Annotated in this window: 13 protein-coding genes and 2 pseudogenes; 6 read left to right on the top strand and 9 right to left on the bottom strand. The window is 57.3% G+C overall.

The genetic code is table 11. The annotated features are described in order from the left end of the window. Positions 1 to 145 precede the first annotated feature (145 nt). Together ND528_RS19810 and ND528_RS19815 are read right to left on the bottom strand one after the other, a co-directional pair. A pseudogene (locus ND528_RS19810) lies at positions 146 to 379 on the bottom strand (LysR substrate-binding domain-containing protein); the annotation flags it as partial. 71 nt (positions 380 to 450) lie between these two features. Next, positions 451 to 534: pseudogene (locus ND528_RS19815) on the bottom strand (thymidylate kinase); the annotation flags it as partial. A 128-nt stretch (positions 535 to 662) separates the two neighbouring features. On the opposite strand from ND528_RS19815, the gene ND528_RS19820 reads away from it, so the two are divergent. After that, on the top strand, positions 663 to 1,580 hold the full coding sequence (locus ND528_RS19820; protein WP_263470993.1) for a LysR substrate-binding domain-containing protein: 918 nt from the start codon (positions 663 to 665) through the stop codon (positions 1,578 to 1,580). Positions 1,581 to 1,636: 56 nt separating this feature from the next. Here the strand turns inward: ND528_RS19820 and leuD are convergent, their stop codons facing one another. The 4 genes from leuD to ND528_RS19840 all read right to left on the bottom strand — a co-directional run bounded on the left by leuD (position 1,637) and on the right by ND528_RS19840 (position 5,284). Next, a complete protein-coding gene (gene leuD, locus ND528_RS19825) occupies positions 1,637 to 2,242 on the bottom strand; it encodes a 3-isopropylmalate dehydratase small subunit (protein WP_263470994.1) in 606 nt (201 codons plus the stop codon). Positions 2,243 to 2,244: 2 nt separating this feature from the next. After that, a complete protein-coding gene (leuC, locus tag ND528_RS19830; protein ID WP_263470996.1) occupies positions 2,245 to 3,666 on the bottom strand; it encodes a 3-isopropylmalate dehydratase large subunit in 1,422 nt (473 codons plus the stop codon). 375 nt (positions 3,667 to 4,041) lie between these two features. Further along, positions 4,042 to 4,917 (bottom strand): alpha/beta fold hydrolase, encoded by an 876-nt coding sequence (locus ND528_RS19835; protein ID WP_263470997.1) that lies wholly within the window; start codon positions 4,915 to 4,917, stop codon positions 4,042 to 4,044. A gap of 136 nt (positions 4,918 to 5,053) precedes the next feature. Then, the gene (locus ND528_RS19840; RefSeq protein WP_263470998.1) at positions 5,054 to 5,284 is read right to left on the bottom strand and encodes a hypothetical protein; all 231 of its coding nucleotides are present in this window, start codon (positions 5,282 to 5,284) and stop codon (positions 5,054 to 5,056) included. Positions 5,285 to 5,302: 18 nt separating this feature from the next. Between ND528_RS19840 and ND528_RS19845 the strand changes: the two genes are divergently transcribed. The 4 genes from ND528_RS19845 to ND528_RS19860 all read left to right on the top strand — a co-directional run bounded on the left by ND528_RS19845 (position 5,303) and on the right by ND528_RS19860 (position 9,908). Then, positions 5,303 to 5,821 (top strand): sigma-70 family RNA polymerase sigma factor, encoded by a 519-nt coding sequence (locus tag ND528_RS19845; RefSeq protein ID WP_263470999.1) that lies wholly within the window; start codon positions 5,303 to 5,305, stop codon positions 5,819 to 5,821. Next, positions 5,808 to 6,788: a DUF4880 domain-containing protein gene (locus ND528_RS19850; RefSeq protein ID WP_263471000.1), complete on the top strand. Its 981-nt coding sequence runs from the start codon at positions 5,808 to 5,810 to the stop codon at positions 6,786 to 6,788. The genes ND528_RS19845 and ND528_RS19850 overlap by 14 nt, the downstream gene beginning before the upstream one ends. Before the next feature lie 121 nt (positions 6,789 to 6,909). Beyond that, positions 6,910 to 9,300, top strand: a complete 2,391-nt coding sequence (locus ND528_RS19855) for a TonB-dependent siderophore receptor (RefSeq protein ID WP_263471001.1) — start codon at positions 6,910 to 6,912, stop codon at positions 9,298 to 9,300. A 122-nt stretch (positions 9,301 to 9,422) separates the two neighbouring features. Continuing rightward, entirely contained in the window at positions 9,423 to 9,908 is a 486-nt protein-coding gene (locus ND528_RS19860; protein ID WP_263471002.1) for a DUF6130 family protein, read from the top strand. A gap of 59 nt (positions 9,909 to 9,967) precedes the next feature. Here ND528_RS19860 and ND528_RS19865 read toward each other — a convergent pair whose 3' ends face one another. The 3 genes from ND528_RS19865 to ND528_RS19875 form a co-directional block, all read right to left on the bottom strand. Then, entirely contained in the window at positions 9,968 to 11,422 is a 1,455-nt protein-coding gene (locus tag ND528_RS19865; protein ID WP_122698256.1) for a TrkH family potassium uptake protein, read from the bottom strand. 284 nt (positions 11,423 to 11,706) lie between these two features. Continuing rightward, entirely contained in the window at positions 11,707 to 11,997 is a 291-nt protein-coding gene (locus ND528_RS19870) for a hypothetical protein (RefSeq protein ID WP_263471003.1), read from the bottom strand. Then, positions 11,994 to 12,812 (bottom strand): NAD(P)H-dependent oxidoreductase, encoded by an 819-nt coding sequence (locus ND528_RS19875; protein WP_137213620.1) that lies wholly within the window; start codon positions 12,810 to 12,812, stop codon positions 11,994 to 11,996. Before ND528_RS19875 ends, ND528_RS19870 begins: the two co-directional genes overlap by 4 nt. Before the next feature lie 89 nt (positions 12,813 to 12,901). On the opposite strand from ND528_RS19875, the gene ND528_RS19880 reads away from it, so the two are divergent. Beyond that, entirely contained in the window at positions 12,902 to 13,861 is a 960-nt protein-coding gene (locus ND528_RS19880; RefSeq protein WP_130910226.1) for a LysR family transcriptional regulator, read from the top strand. Positions 13,862 to 13,977: the final 116 nt, after the last annotated feature.

Raw genomic sequence — 13,977 nt, forward strand, 5'->3', positions numbered from 1 at the left:
CCCGGCACGTGCTGCCGTGCCAATATTCGGCCGCACCAAATGTCTGGTAGATGGAAAGATACGGCAGTAATCGACCTGGGACTGTCATCAGACAGTTTTAGGGTCCCGGAGAAGAAAGCAGCGGACGGCGTATCACAAGGCGCTTCTACAACAATTGCTCGCGTAGAAAATCGATGAACGCCATCGTCCGCGCTGAACGTCGTCGCTCGCGGCTGAGTACGGCGCTGACAGGCAGCGCGCTGGTCTGATAGTTGTCGAGGACGGTACTCACCCTGCCCTGCTCGACGTCAGCTGTGAACAGCCATTGCGGTGAGAGGGAAATACCCAAGCCGGAGAGCACCATTTCGCGGATGGCCTCGCTGCTGTTGCTGGTGACGTGTTTCAGCCTGGGCCAGCTGCGCCGCGGCATGCTGATGTGCTTGGCTCAGCTCGCTCTGGGCCAATTCCAGGCACCGTACTGCTCAAGCCGCGCCGGCGTGCCCCCGGCCTCGCCCACAAAATCTCCGCCGCTGCGACCACCCCCACATGCAGATCCTCATTCATTTCGCATTTTCATCATGCTGTGGGTATCGCATATAGAGACTCAGAGCCATAGAACGCTGATAACCTGAATCGCTGTTATTATTCCCGCACTACAGGTAAATGGCGGCTTTATTCGGTATATGAACACGAATCGTGAGCAGTTTCCGTTGCCGGAAGATTTAAAGGTCTTCCTGACTGTTATCCGAAAAAACGGCTTCGCGAATGCCGCTGAAGAGTTGGGTTATTCACCTGCCTACATAAGCAAACGCATTTCCGTACTTGAGTCGACTCTAGCCACAAAGCTGCTGCACCGCACAACAAGACGTATTGCGCTGACCGACGACGGCGAACGAGCCCGGCAATGGGCAGAAAAACTGCTGGGAGACCTCCACGAATTTCTTGGTGAAATATCCGAAGCGCGGCATCAACCTACAGGGTCGCTGCATATTTGCAGCAGCTTCGGTTTTGGACGTAACCACGTAGCACCAGCGATCTGCAAACTATCGCAGACCTACCCGAAACTCGATATCCGTCTGGACGTGTTTGACCGTGTAGTCGATATCGTCGGTGAGGGGTTTGACCTTGAGATACGTGTCGGGGATGACCTGCCTGTTCAGCACCTGGGCCGCAAACTTGTGAGCAATCGACGAGTGCTGTGTGCAACTACGGAGTATCTGGAGCGGCGAGGCATGCCTCACTCATTAGATGACCTGACCGCCCATGATTGCTTGGTACTGAAAGAGCGAAATAACGCATTCGGCGTTTGGAACCTGACAAAGGACGGACACGAAGAGTCGGTGCGCGTGAGCGGCCCTTTGTCCTCCAACAACGGCGAGATTGTTCTGGAGTGGGCATTGAGCGGTGGAGGGATCTTGTTGCGGTCGATGTGGGACGTTAAACCGATGCTGGAACAAGGACGCCTGGTGCAAGTACTTCCCGAATACACTCAAAGTGCGAACGTATGGGCTGTGTACCCCACCCGACTTAGCGAGTCGGCGAAATTGAGGGTTTGTGTCGAGTTTCTCGAAGAGTATTTTCGCCATCTATCGGTTGAGTGATGCCCTGGCGGTAGATCTCAGCATACGATCTACCGTCGACACTGTTTCCATCTGGTTCACAACCAGGGATTCTCCGACAGATACCGAGTTTCAAAGCTGCGAATCTGTTCGGTACGCTGAAGCGTGGTGCCGATGGCATCCAGCCCGAGTAACAGCGACTGCTTACGCAATTGATCAATCTCAAAGTGAATAACTGCACCGTCAGCTAATTCGATCGTTTGCTCTGGCAGATTCACGTTGATCTTCGCTGTTGCTGCGTTGCTGATAACGCCTGCAATTTGTTTCAGTTGCGCTTCGGGCACCTGGATGGCCAGCACCCCATTTCGCTGGCAGTTGTCATAAAAAATACCGGCGAAGCTCGTGCCAATGAGTGCTCTGATACCGACTTGCTTCAAGCCCCAGACGGCATGCTCGCGACTTGATCCACAACCAAAGTTTGGACCGACCACCAGAAAAGCGGCATCGTTCCAGGCGGGCTGATTGAGAATGAAATCTGGATTGGGTTCGCCGGACTCAAGGAATCGCAGATCGAAGAACAGGCCTTGGTCCAGCCCCTTGCGATCGATCCCCTTGAGGAACTGCTTGGGCATGATGACGTCGGTGTCGATGTTGGAAGCCAAAAACGGTGCTGCACTGCCGATTACCGTGGTGAAAGGTTGCATGTTCACGCCTCCAGAGCGAAAGATCGAACGTCAGTCAAATGCCCGGTAATCGCCGCCGCAGCGACCATCGCGGGGCTCATCAGATGGGTGCGCGCACCGGCGCCCTGACGGCCTTCAAAATTGCGATTAGTACTGGATGCACACCGGTCACCGGGTGCGAGCACGTCATCATTCATGGCCAGGCACATCGAGCAGCCTGATTGCCGCCACTCAAAACCCGCATCCAGGAAAATCTGCGCGAGCCCCTCCTCTTCCGCCTGGCTACGCACCAAGGTCGATCCCGGGACGATCATTGCTCGCACATGGGCAGCGACTCGTTTACCGCGCACCACTCGTGCAACATCACGCAAATCTTCAATCCTGGCATTGGTGCAGGAACCAATGAACGCATGGCTGATCATCACGTCGCTGAGCGGCATTCCGGGTACCAGGCCCATGTAGTCCAAGGCTCGTTGTATGCCCTGACGCAATATGAGGTCTGTGTGACTGGCGGGATCGGGTACACGACTTCCAACCGGCGCCGCCTGATCAGGGCTCGTCCCCCAGGTGACCATGGGTTCCAGCGCACCAACATCGAGAGTGACTTCACAATCAAACAGAGCACCTTCGTCGCTATGCAGTCCTCTCCATTTCCCGACTGCCTGCTCCCACATCTCGCCTTGAGGTGCGCGGGGCCTGGATTGCAGGTAGGCAAAGACTTTTTCGTCCGGTGCCATGAAGGCGCCTCTCGCACCAGCTTCTACAGCCATGTTGCAGATGGTCATCCTGGCTTCAACGCTGAGGTCATTGATCGTCGGCCCCGCGAACTCAATTGCGTAACCTGTGGCGCCCGAAGCTCCGATCTTTTCGATCAGAGCCATGATGATGTCCTTGGAGGTGACGCCGGCTGCGAGTAACCCGTTCACCGTTACACGCATGGTCTTCAAGCGCTTGTAGACCAGTGTCTGTGATGCCAGCAAGTGTTCTATTTCGGAGGTGCCGATGCCGAAACCAAACGCGCCCAATGCACCATAGGTCGTGGTATGACTGTCACCGGCTGCGACGATCATGCCTGGCAGTATGAAGCCTTGCTCGGGCGCTACGACGTGCTCAATACCCTGACGTTTATCGAGAATATCGAACAGTTCAATTCCGAAGTCTCGGCAGTTTTCTTCGAAGTACGAGACCTGCTGTGCGCCACCTGCATCTGGCATTGTGGAAATACGAACTGGAGCAGTCGGGTTAACGTGGTCTACCACCGCCAAAGTCGCGCTCGGGCGCCAAACCTGGCGGCCTGCTTCGCGTATACCGCTAAAGGCCTGTGGACTCGTGTATTCATTAGCGACTTGGCGGTCAATGTATAAAAGGACATGACCCTGATCATCGAGAGCACAAACAGTGTGGCTGTCGATGTGTTTCTGGTAGAGCGTTCTTGGCTTATTCATTGAATGGGCTCTTTTCCGGTCTAAGCATGAATATGGGTGCGGTATGTCAACAGCTTATTTTTGCCGCAGATTCTGTATCAACAGCGATAAGGTGAAGGCGTTGTGCACGATGCGTGAATAATCGTAAGTGCTTTTGCAGGACATCCATTTGTGGGGAGGTCATATCTTGAGCAGGAACAACGCCAAGGCACTGTGTTGCGATCCAATGCGGCGTAGTACTGGCGCCATGAGCCAACAGAATGGAATCTGTGCCGGGGGCGGCCTATTCGGGGGAAAGCTTGGCAGCCGCTGCGGCAGCAGCGAGCCGAGGCCGCACTTTCCCGGCCAATGATGTCCTGCGGCGCAAGACTGGTTCATATCAGTGAAAGGCGGGTGTCAACGCAGGAAAGCCATTGCCTCGGCGAGCAATACCTCTGGGACCTCTTCAGCAAGGTAATGGCCGGCGGACAACGCCTTGCCACGAACATCTGTGGCGACCTGTTGCCATTCCTTGAGCGGTTCGAAGCAACGACCGACCGTGCCTTCGGCGCCCCATAAAACCAGCAATGGAAGACTCAGGTGACGACCGGATTGGATGTCGGCACGGTCATGCTCAAGATCTATGCTGGCGCTGGCGCGATAGTCCTCGCAGATACCCCGGGCGGCGCCCGGAAGTTTCAGGCAGCGCAGGTATTCGCCGAAAGCTTCGTGAGTAAACGGTTTGAGCCCCGCACTACGACTGCCCATCACACTGCGCAGATAGGCTCCGGGGTCGGCTTCGATCAGGGTTTCCGGCAATGGTGCCGGGCGGATCAGGAAAAACCAGTGCCAGTACGCGCGGGCAAATGCTTCGTTGGTTTGGGCGTACATCGACAAGGTTGGCGCGATGTCGAGCAGCACCATTCGTTGCACTGCAGCGGGATGATCCAAGGCCAGGCGATGGGCAACGCGGGCGCCACGGTCGTGGGCCAGCAGAGAGAAGCGTTCGAAGCCCAAGGAATTCATCAGCTCGACACCGTCCTTGGCCATTTCGCGTTTGGAGTAGTTGGTGTGGTCGTCGTTGGCTAGAGGCTTACCGCTATCACCATAACCGCGCAGGTCGGCGGCAATCACGGTGAAATGCTCGGCCAGTTGTTCGGCGACCTTGTGCCAAATGACATGGGTCTGAGGGTGACCGTGCAGCAACAGCAGGCCCGGCCCGCTCCCGCCAATGCGATAGGCAATGTCCACACCGTTGACATGACGCTGGTCTTTGAGGAATCCGGCAAACATGAGGTGACTCCTTGTTGTAGTTGCCTACATCCTGAAATCGTTGGCGCTAAAGAAAAAGTCGCAAACCGTGGTGCGATTATTCATGAACCGTGTTTAACGGATGCTTGTTCGATCCATCACGAACAAACTGCCGTCTTCATGCAATATCGGACACCCCTTTTCCGTGCATGTCCCTCAGATCAGTCCAAGCATGCAAACTCATTTTCGAAGCCCAGCTATCGATCAGGAGGATCGGCGCATCAGCATCTGATGGTGGCACTTTTTCCCGAGAAACCCGGGGCGTCATTTCGCCCGAAACAGACACTACGCGCGACGCATTTGCCTGATGGCCCAACGCCTGAGTAGAATGCGATTCATTATCAATCATGTATGTCCCGGGATGCCGATGCGTAGCGACGAAACACTAGGTACTGCAGATCCAGGGCTGCTCTATCGCACCCACTACTCGTGGTTACAGGGCTGGCTGATCCGGCGCATCGGCTGTCGCGATAACGCCGCAGATCTGGCGCAGGACACTTTCGTCCGGGTGCTCAAACACCGTCACCAGTCCGGCGCCCTGCGCGAGCCACGCGCCTATTTGAGCAGCATTGCCCGCGGTCTGATGATTGATCAGTATCGTCGTCGCGAACTGGAACGTGCCTACCTGGAAAGCATCACCTTGCTGCCGCAACACGAGGTTCCCTCGGAAGAAAGCCGGCTGATGATTCTCGATGCGCTCGAGCGCATAGACCGTCTGCTTGACTCGCTTAAACCAAGAGTTCGCCAGGCGTTTTTATTTGCCCGACTCGACGGTCTGACCTGCGCCCAAATCGCCGAAAAGCTCGGAGTTTCCCGCGCGACGGTGGAGCGCGACCTGGCCACGGCCCTGCAACACTGCTATCGCTTGCGTTATGTCGAGGCCTGAGCCCGAGGCGCTGGATCCGGCCATTGTCGAGCAGGCGATCCAATGGCTGGTGCGCCTTCGCTTCAATCAAGCCGATGAACAGACACAGCGCACGTTCGAGCACTGGCTGCAGCAGCGCCCGGAGCATGGGTTGGCGTGGCAGCGTGTGGAAACGCTTGGCGATGAATTTGTAGGCGTGCCAGCTCAGCTGGCTCGACAAACCCTTAAGGGCGCCCAACATGGAATGCGCCGGCGGGAAAGCCTGAAGCTACTGGGCGTATTGGCGACCGTCGGCACGGCAGCCTGGCTCGGCCGCGACTACACCCCCCTGCCCTCCATGCTTGCACAGCAGCGCAGCAGCATCGGCGAGCAACGACGTTTCCAACTCGATGATGGCAGCCTTATCCAGCTCAATAGCGATAGCGCCGTCGACAGCGATTTCGACGCCCAGCGGCGCCTGATCATCCTGCGCCGTGGTGAAATCATCGTGAATGTCGGTGCGGATCAATACTCGCCGCAAGCGCGACCGTTGTGGGTGCAATCACGCGACGGGATCATGCGAGCCCACAGCTCGCGCTTTCTGGTCCGCGAGCGTGACGACGGTACTCTGGTCGCAGCTCAGGAGGGATCAGTCACGGTTTTGCCCGGTTCCGGTGAAGCGTCTGCGAGTCGCAACGTCCTGGCAGGAAACCAACTGCTGTTCACCTCAAGTGACGCCCGAACGTTCAGGGACAACGGCCTCGATCTATGGGCTTGGGGTGACGGTGTGATCAGTGCGAACCATATGCGCCTTGGTGACTTTATCGCGGAGTTGTCGCGTTATCGCCCCGGAGTCTTGCGCTGCGCCGAAGAGGTCGCTGATCGACGCGTTTCCGGCACCTTCCAGCTCGCCGACAATGATCGGGTCCTGGCATTGATCGCACAGTCACTGCGCCTGCACATTGATTACCGAACCCGTTACTGGGTCACCGTAACCGCTGCCACCTGACTCCACCCGAATATTTTTTCGCTACCTGAAAAATAATGAGGTGGTTTCTCATTCTCGTTCGACCTGTAAGGAAGGCCGGAATACAGGCCAGTCTGTCGATGTCCTTTCTTGGAGCGAGAAAATGAGTTCGTCCCCGGTTTCACAGCGCCATCCATTAAGTCGTGCCATGCACGGTGCGATCTTGGGTTTGATCGTGAGCAGCTACGCATTGCCATCGCTGGCGCAAACCTCGGGCGCTGATCACAGCAATCAAGTCAAACAGTGGAATATCGCCCCCGGGCCACTGGCGCCAGCGCTTGACCGCTTTGCGCGCGAGGCTGGCATCAGCCTTTCCTTCGACGCCTCGAGTGTGGCGAACCGCACCACGGCTGGCGTGAATGGCTCGCTCGATACATCGGCAGCGCTGTCATCCCTGCTCCAGGGCAGCGAATTGCAGATCGAACAGCAAGGCCCGAATGCTTACCTGCTGACCCCTCAAGCAAAAACCGGCGGCCCGCTGGAACTCGACGCAACGGCCGTCGAGGACTACCGCCTCGCCCCGCTCATCATCAATGCCAAGGTCCGGGTCAGTGCCGACGACGACGCCAACTCGGTGGTTGCCAAGGAGCTCTGGGTGGGCGGCAAGGTGGCCACCAGCATTCTCAATACACCGGCATCGGTGTCGGTGGTGACCAACAAGGAAATGCAGCAACGCAGCGTCAGCACCACGGAAGAAGCGCTGCAATATACGCCGGGCGTGGTCAGTGACTTTTATGGTACGGATGATCGCAACGACTATTTCCAGATCCGCGGCTTCCAGGCCACCACCTACCGTGACGGCTTGACCCTCAGCTCGATGCGCGGCGTACGCGAAGATCCGTTCGCCTATGAGCGCATCGAGATTCTGCGTGGCGCCAACTCCACCCTGTTTGGCCCTGCGGACCCGGGCGGTTCGGTAAATTTCGTGACCAAACAGCCGCGCTTCGAGAAGTTTGGCCAAGGCTATGTGACCTACGGTTCGTTTGACCATGTCGAGACCGGCATCGATGTCGGCGATGCGCTGAACGACGAGAAAACCCTGGCCGGCCGCTTTACTGCCAAAGGCCAGAACAGCGATCGCGAGTACGACCACTCGCAGGACGACAACCAGCTGTTTATGGGTGGCCTCACCTGGGCACCGACGGATTACACGTCGGCCACGATGATTCTGGACTACCTGAAAACCGAGAGTTCGCCCAACAGCGGCGGCTATCCACTGGATCGGGAATACGACCGCAGCAAGTTTTATGGCGAGCCCAGCTACAACTTCCACGATGTCGAGCGCACCAGCCTCAGCGGTAACGTCACCCATGATTTCGACAACGGTTTCGTGCTGCGCAGCAATCTGCGTTACAGCAAGTTGACCGATGATTTCGGCTACGTGTACCTCAGCGACAGTGCCGCACGTGTCGGTACTACCGTCGATCGATACCTGTTTGGCACGGACACTGACGCCGACCAGTTCAACGGCAATCTGATGCTGCAATACGATGCCCGCTTCGAGAAAATCGACAGCAGCAGCCTGGTGGGCGTGGAGTACCTCGATTCGACCACCAAGGAAAGCTCGGTCTACGCCCTGACGACCCCGATCGACATTGCCAACCCCGTGTTTACAGGCGTTCCACGCTCAATCGCGCCGTATGCCGTCAACAAGCGAGACGCGACTACCAAAGCCGTCTTCCTTCAGCAGAACCTGTCGTTCTACGAGCGCTTCATCGTCACCGGGGGCGTGCGCAACGACTCGATGGACCTGACCAGCAAAGGCTTGCAATCCACTGAGAAAGACACCTTCTCCGAGACCTCCTACCGAGGTGCGTTGACCTATATCGTCAACGATGAAGTATCAACCTACGTGAGCATGGTCGAATCCGTCTCGCCGCCGCAGGTTGGCGTAACACCGCAGACAGGCAGGCAATACGAAGTGGGCGTGAAGTATGCGCCGATGGGGATGGACGCATTGTTCTCCGCCGCGGTGTATGACCTGACCCAGGAAAACGTCACCATCGCCGTGGTGCTGCCAAGCGGCATCATCGAGCAGCAGACGGTGGGCGAATCGCGCGCGCGTGGCCTCGACCTGGAGGCCAAGGCGCAGGTAACGCAGAACCTGAGCCTGATCGGTGGCTATTCCTATATGGAGTCCGAGGTACTGCGCGGTTCGTTGTATGACGGCAGTTCCCTGAAGGGCAACGAGTTCGCCACGGCACCCAAGCATTCAGCTTCGCTCTGGAGTTACTACGACGTACCCGCCACTGATGTCAGCGTGGGCCTGGGTGCGCGCTACGTCGGCGCTTATTACTTCGATGCAGCCAACTCCGGCAAAAGCGATGGCACTACTCTGTTCGACGCTGCCTTCAACTACAAAATTGCCAAGGGCACCGACCTGGCGGTGAACGTCAGCAACCTGCTGGACGAGCAGCACGTGGTCGGCTCCGGCACCGCGAATTTCTACAACCCGGGCCGCGAGATTACCGCCAAGCTGAGCTACAACTGGTAAACCGGCGGGTCAGCGTTTTTCCCCACACAGAAAACGGTGCCCGCGTTACCGCGGGCACCGTTAACTACGGGCAATACCCAGCTTGATCTACGCTTGAATGAAATCACGCGGAGAAACAGATCATGTCCCTCGCTCCCGGAAGTCTATTGGCCCTGGCTTTGGGTGTCTGCTTTTGCACATCCGTACTTGGACAAGGGGCAGCAGACAGCGACTCTCCACCGGCGATACTGCCATTGGCATCCGAGAGTGCGCCGAGACTCATTGCCTACCCGCCGCTTGCCGAGCCGCTCGCCCGTGGAGTGGTCATCATCCAGTTTCGAACAGAGCACGCCAGGATCATGCCGGTATTTGGCAAGGTGGCTGCTGAGGTATCACCACGCTTAGGTCACCTTCACGTGACCGTCGATGACTGGAAAGGTACGTGGGCGCACACCAGTGAAGACCCGATTATCCTGGTCGGGCTAACCCCCGGTCCTCACAAGGTTCTGCTGGAAGTGGCCGACCCGACGCACAAGATCATCACCAGTACGACAGTGAGTTTTACAGTACCGGAGAATAAACCGACGGACGCTCCCCGTACTGACGATCATCACGCGATAAAACCATGACTGCTGTGCTACTCACCGAAGCAGGCAACGATCGGCGTCTCTGCCAACGGATGACTGGCTCAATATCTCCAGAAAACCGGGGTCACGAGCACCAACACCGTCAGGATTTCCAACCGGCCTAGCAGCATGCCAACGGTGAGTAGCCATTTGGCCGCATCCGGCAGTGACGAGAAATTACCTGCCGGCCCGATGATTGTGCCCAGGCCGGGGCCGACGTTACACACCGCCGTAGCGGCACCGCTCAGTGCGGTTATCCAATCAAGCCCGATCAGCGCCAGGCCCAAAGCGATGGCGGCAATCGTGATGGTGAAAAAAAACGAGAAGGTCAGCAGCGAACGGACGATTTCCTCGTCGATGGGATGGCCGTTGTATTTTTTCTGAATCACGGCTCGGGGATGGATCAACTGCTTCAAGCTGCTGACCAGAAGCGCGGCGGCCACCTGAAAACGGAAGATTTTCAGCCCGCCTGCCGTTGAGCCGGAACAGCCTCCGACGAAGGTCAGATAGAAAAACAGCAAAACCGCGAAGCTGCCCCACAAGGTGTAGTCGCCAACCGCAATTCCGGTGGTCGTGACGACCGAGGTCACATTGACCGCCACGATACGAAACGCGTCCCACCATCCGTAGTCGCTGTGAAAATACAGCCAGGTACCTACTGCCAACGATGTGACGAGCAGGAATCCAATAAACCCGCGTACCTGGTGATCCCTGATCAGCGCACGCCGATTGCCCCGACAGGTTGCGACGTACAAGGTGAATGGCAGGCTGCCCAAGATCATGATGACTACCGCCACCCAGTGAATTGCTGGCTGCTCCCAATGCCCGAGGGAGGAGTCCGACGTCGAGAACCCGCCGGTGGAGATCAACGACATTGCGTGGTTGATCGCTTCGAATGGGGTCATTCCTGCGAGCCAGAGCGCCAAAGTGCCGATACCCGTCAGGCCCAGATAGAGCAAAAGAATGTACTTGGCTGCGACATGAGAACGTGGTGTCACTTTCTCCGACCAGTCCGAGGACTCTGTCTGGAAAAGACGCATGCCGCCGACTCGCAAGAGCGGAAGAATCGCGACAGCCATGCCGATAAAACCGATGCCGCCTAGCCAGTGCAGCATGGAACGCCAGATCAACAAGCCGGGAGAGGCGCTATCCAGACCGGTGAGTACCGTCGAGCCAGTGGTTGTGATGCCCGACATCGTTTCAAAGAACGCATCGGTGTAGCTGATATCGCTGATGAAAACCATGGGTAACGCTGCGAAGGCGCACACAACAACCCAGCTCGCGGTAGTCAACAGGTACATGTCCCTGGGCCGAAGATTGCCAGTCTCCGGACGCCCTCGCATGATCAACAGCAGACCACAGATGAAGGTAATCAGACTCGACCAGAGAAAGGCCGACAGATCGTCGCTGTGCTCATAGACCACCAGCGTCATCATGGGTATAGCCATGCTTACCGCCAGGGTGATCAAAAAAATACCCAAGATGAAGCCGATAAGCCGAATTGCTGCGAGGGACATCACGATAGCGTTCCAAATTAGCGCCGCGCAGTATCGGATGCCCTCAATAAAGACTGCGTAAATTCTCCGTAAAATTTTTATCTGCAATCAGGCAGGCTGCGGGAGTCAAAGCGTGGCTATGAGTCAATTACAGGCCTTCGCAACAGGCCAGAATCGGCAGAAGCCGTCAGTGCCAGCCCTCTTTGCATCAAACGAGTGCCGGCCTGACGCTGCATGCTGCGCGTAAAATCTGGCTGCAGCATGCAGTGCCGTGCAAACGGGAGTTGATCTGCGTTGATCGCTCATCAGGAGGAAACGAGTTTCTCGTAATCAGAGAAGGGCTTGAGCGCGCAGTACTGCACGTGCAGCAGATTCCCTTTGACGTAAGGCAGCGCCTCGATGTAATCACGCGCCTCTTCGAAGGTGGCGGATTCCAGTTCAAATGCGGCACCGGGACCATCGGCCAGCCCATGAACTGCGCGCACGATACCGTCAGCGAAGCCTTGCCAAACGTGCAATACCTCCGGTTTCGCCAGCCGCTTGAAGTCTTCTGCCGCTCCATCAGCACGGCGAGTCAGAATCACGAAGGTTTTCATGTCACCTCCTCCGTTTTCAGCTGCTTGCGCTGGGTTGTTTCACCATAAGCGACGTGCGCCATTATGCCGCTCTGGCCCACGGCCACATGCGGTTCAAGCTCATTGCGGGAAGTGTAGTCCCCACCGTTTTGGGGCCGGAAAGGTATTGGCGCATCTGTGAACAAATCCTCGAGTCGGGTGCGCCAAGCCTCTTTGGCTGCGATGGCATCTGCGGCGGTCAAGTTGCCAGTGCCGTATATGGCGAACGTCGGCAGCACATCGAACCCAGGAAAGTAGAGCGAGCCGTGCGTGATCGGAAACAGCAATTGCTCGAGTGGTCCGTTGATGCCGCGCGGCGAGTAGTCTTCTGCGGGGCCGCCGACAGCGACTGACAACATGGCCCGCTTGCCTTTGAAAGCGCCGTCACCATAGCGGTAGGCGTTGCCAGCGTCCTTGTAGCCGTGGGCGAGTCCGGCTGCCCAGACGCGATCTATCCACCCCTTCATGATGGCCGGCATGCCGTACCACCAAAGCGGAAACTGGAAGATGACAACGTCTGCCGCTAGAACCTTGTCTTGCTCCGCCGCCACGTCAGGGCTTTGGCGGCGATGACGATAGGCGTGGGCGGACTCTGCTCCGAACGACAGCCGCTGAGGGTTGGCCCGCTGAGGAAAGTCGTGCTCGTCGAATATCGCTTTCCAGCCCATGGCGTATAGATCGGATTGCAGGACCTCGTGTCCTTGCGCAGTCAAGCATTCAACAGACACATCCACCAGTTGCCGCGTTAGCGACGAAGGCTCGGGATGGGCATAGATGATCAGTACTTTTTTCGACATGAAGGACGGCTCCGCTGTGATTTCGAAGGAGTGTCGCGGGGCTCGGGCCATCTGTGAAATCGCAAAATTTTGCTGCTAACATAAGATCGATGGATACCAGACGCCTTGATCTAAATCTGCTTGTGACGTTGGAGGCCCTTCTCATTGAGCAGAACGTGACCCGGGCTGCCGCCCGTCTGCATTTGAGCCAGCCAGCAGTCAGCGCTCAGTTGAGCCGTCTGCGCGACGTCTTCAACGACCCTCTTCTGATCCCCGCGCAGCGTGGAATGACGCCCACCGTCAAAGCCTTGGAGCTGCTCGTGCCGCTTCGCCAAGCACTTGACCAGGTAAGGGCGACCGTCACTACTCACCTGAATTTCGAGCCCGCGACGGCGAGCCTGACGGTATCAATCGCCTGCACGGATTACGTGCAGGCGGTTTTGATCAAACATCTCGTTGTCGCCATGCGACGCGAAGCGCCGGGTGTTCGCATCGCACTGCGCATCCTGGACGTACCACAGCTGGAGCTGCAGATGACCCGCGGCGAGGTGGATCTGGCCGTGATAAACATGAACGGGGTTCCGCCCGCACTGCACTCGCAGCACCTCTATGATGAGAGTTACGTGCTGATCGGGCGTCGTGGGCATCCCAGCATGCGCGCGGACCTGACCGTGGATGAGTTCGCGCAGCTGGAACATGTCGTGGTGTCACTGCGCGGCGGAGGCTTCTCTACCTCGGTGGATCACGCCTTGGTAGCGCGCGGGCTGCGGCGTAACGTCGTTCATTCAGCGTCGTCATTCCTTCCAGTACCGGAGTTGGTCGCGCAGTCGGATTGTGTGGCCCTGGTTCCAAGTCGTCTTGTAGACGGTCGCAGCGAGCAACTGCTGTGCGTAGCCCCTCCATTGCCGGTGGAAGGTTTTGCGATTGGCTTGTTCTGGCATGAGCGGTCGGATGGGCATGCCGGCTTCAAATGGGTACGTGAGTTCATCACTCGCGTGGCCGATTCTCGTGCATCCGATTATGGCAACCCAAGAACTCTGACAACCTCGAAACCCGTCCAGACAAGCTAGCGTGTCGAGTACTCGATAGGTCAAAGGCTCGCTGGTTGGCTCGCTCTTGCAAGCTCGTTGAGGCAATAAACTTCCATCCATCTCCTTACGGTCGATTATGGGTTTTTATCGGCATA

This window comes from Pseudomonas mercuritolerans, from assembly GCF_025706525.1.
GTDB lineage: Bacteria > Pseudomonadota > Gammaproteobacteria > Pseudomonadales > Pseudomonadaceae > Aquipseudomonas > Aquipseudomonas mercuritolerans.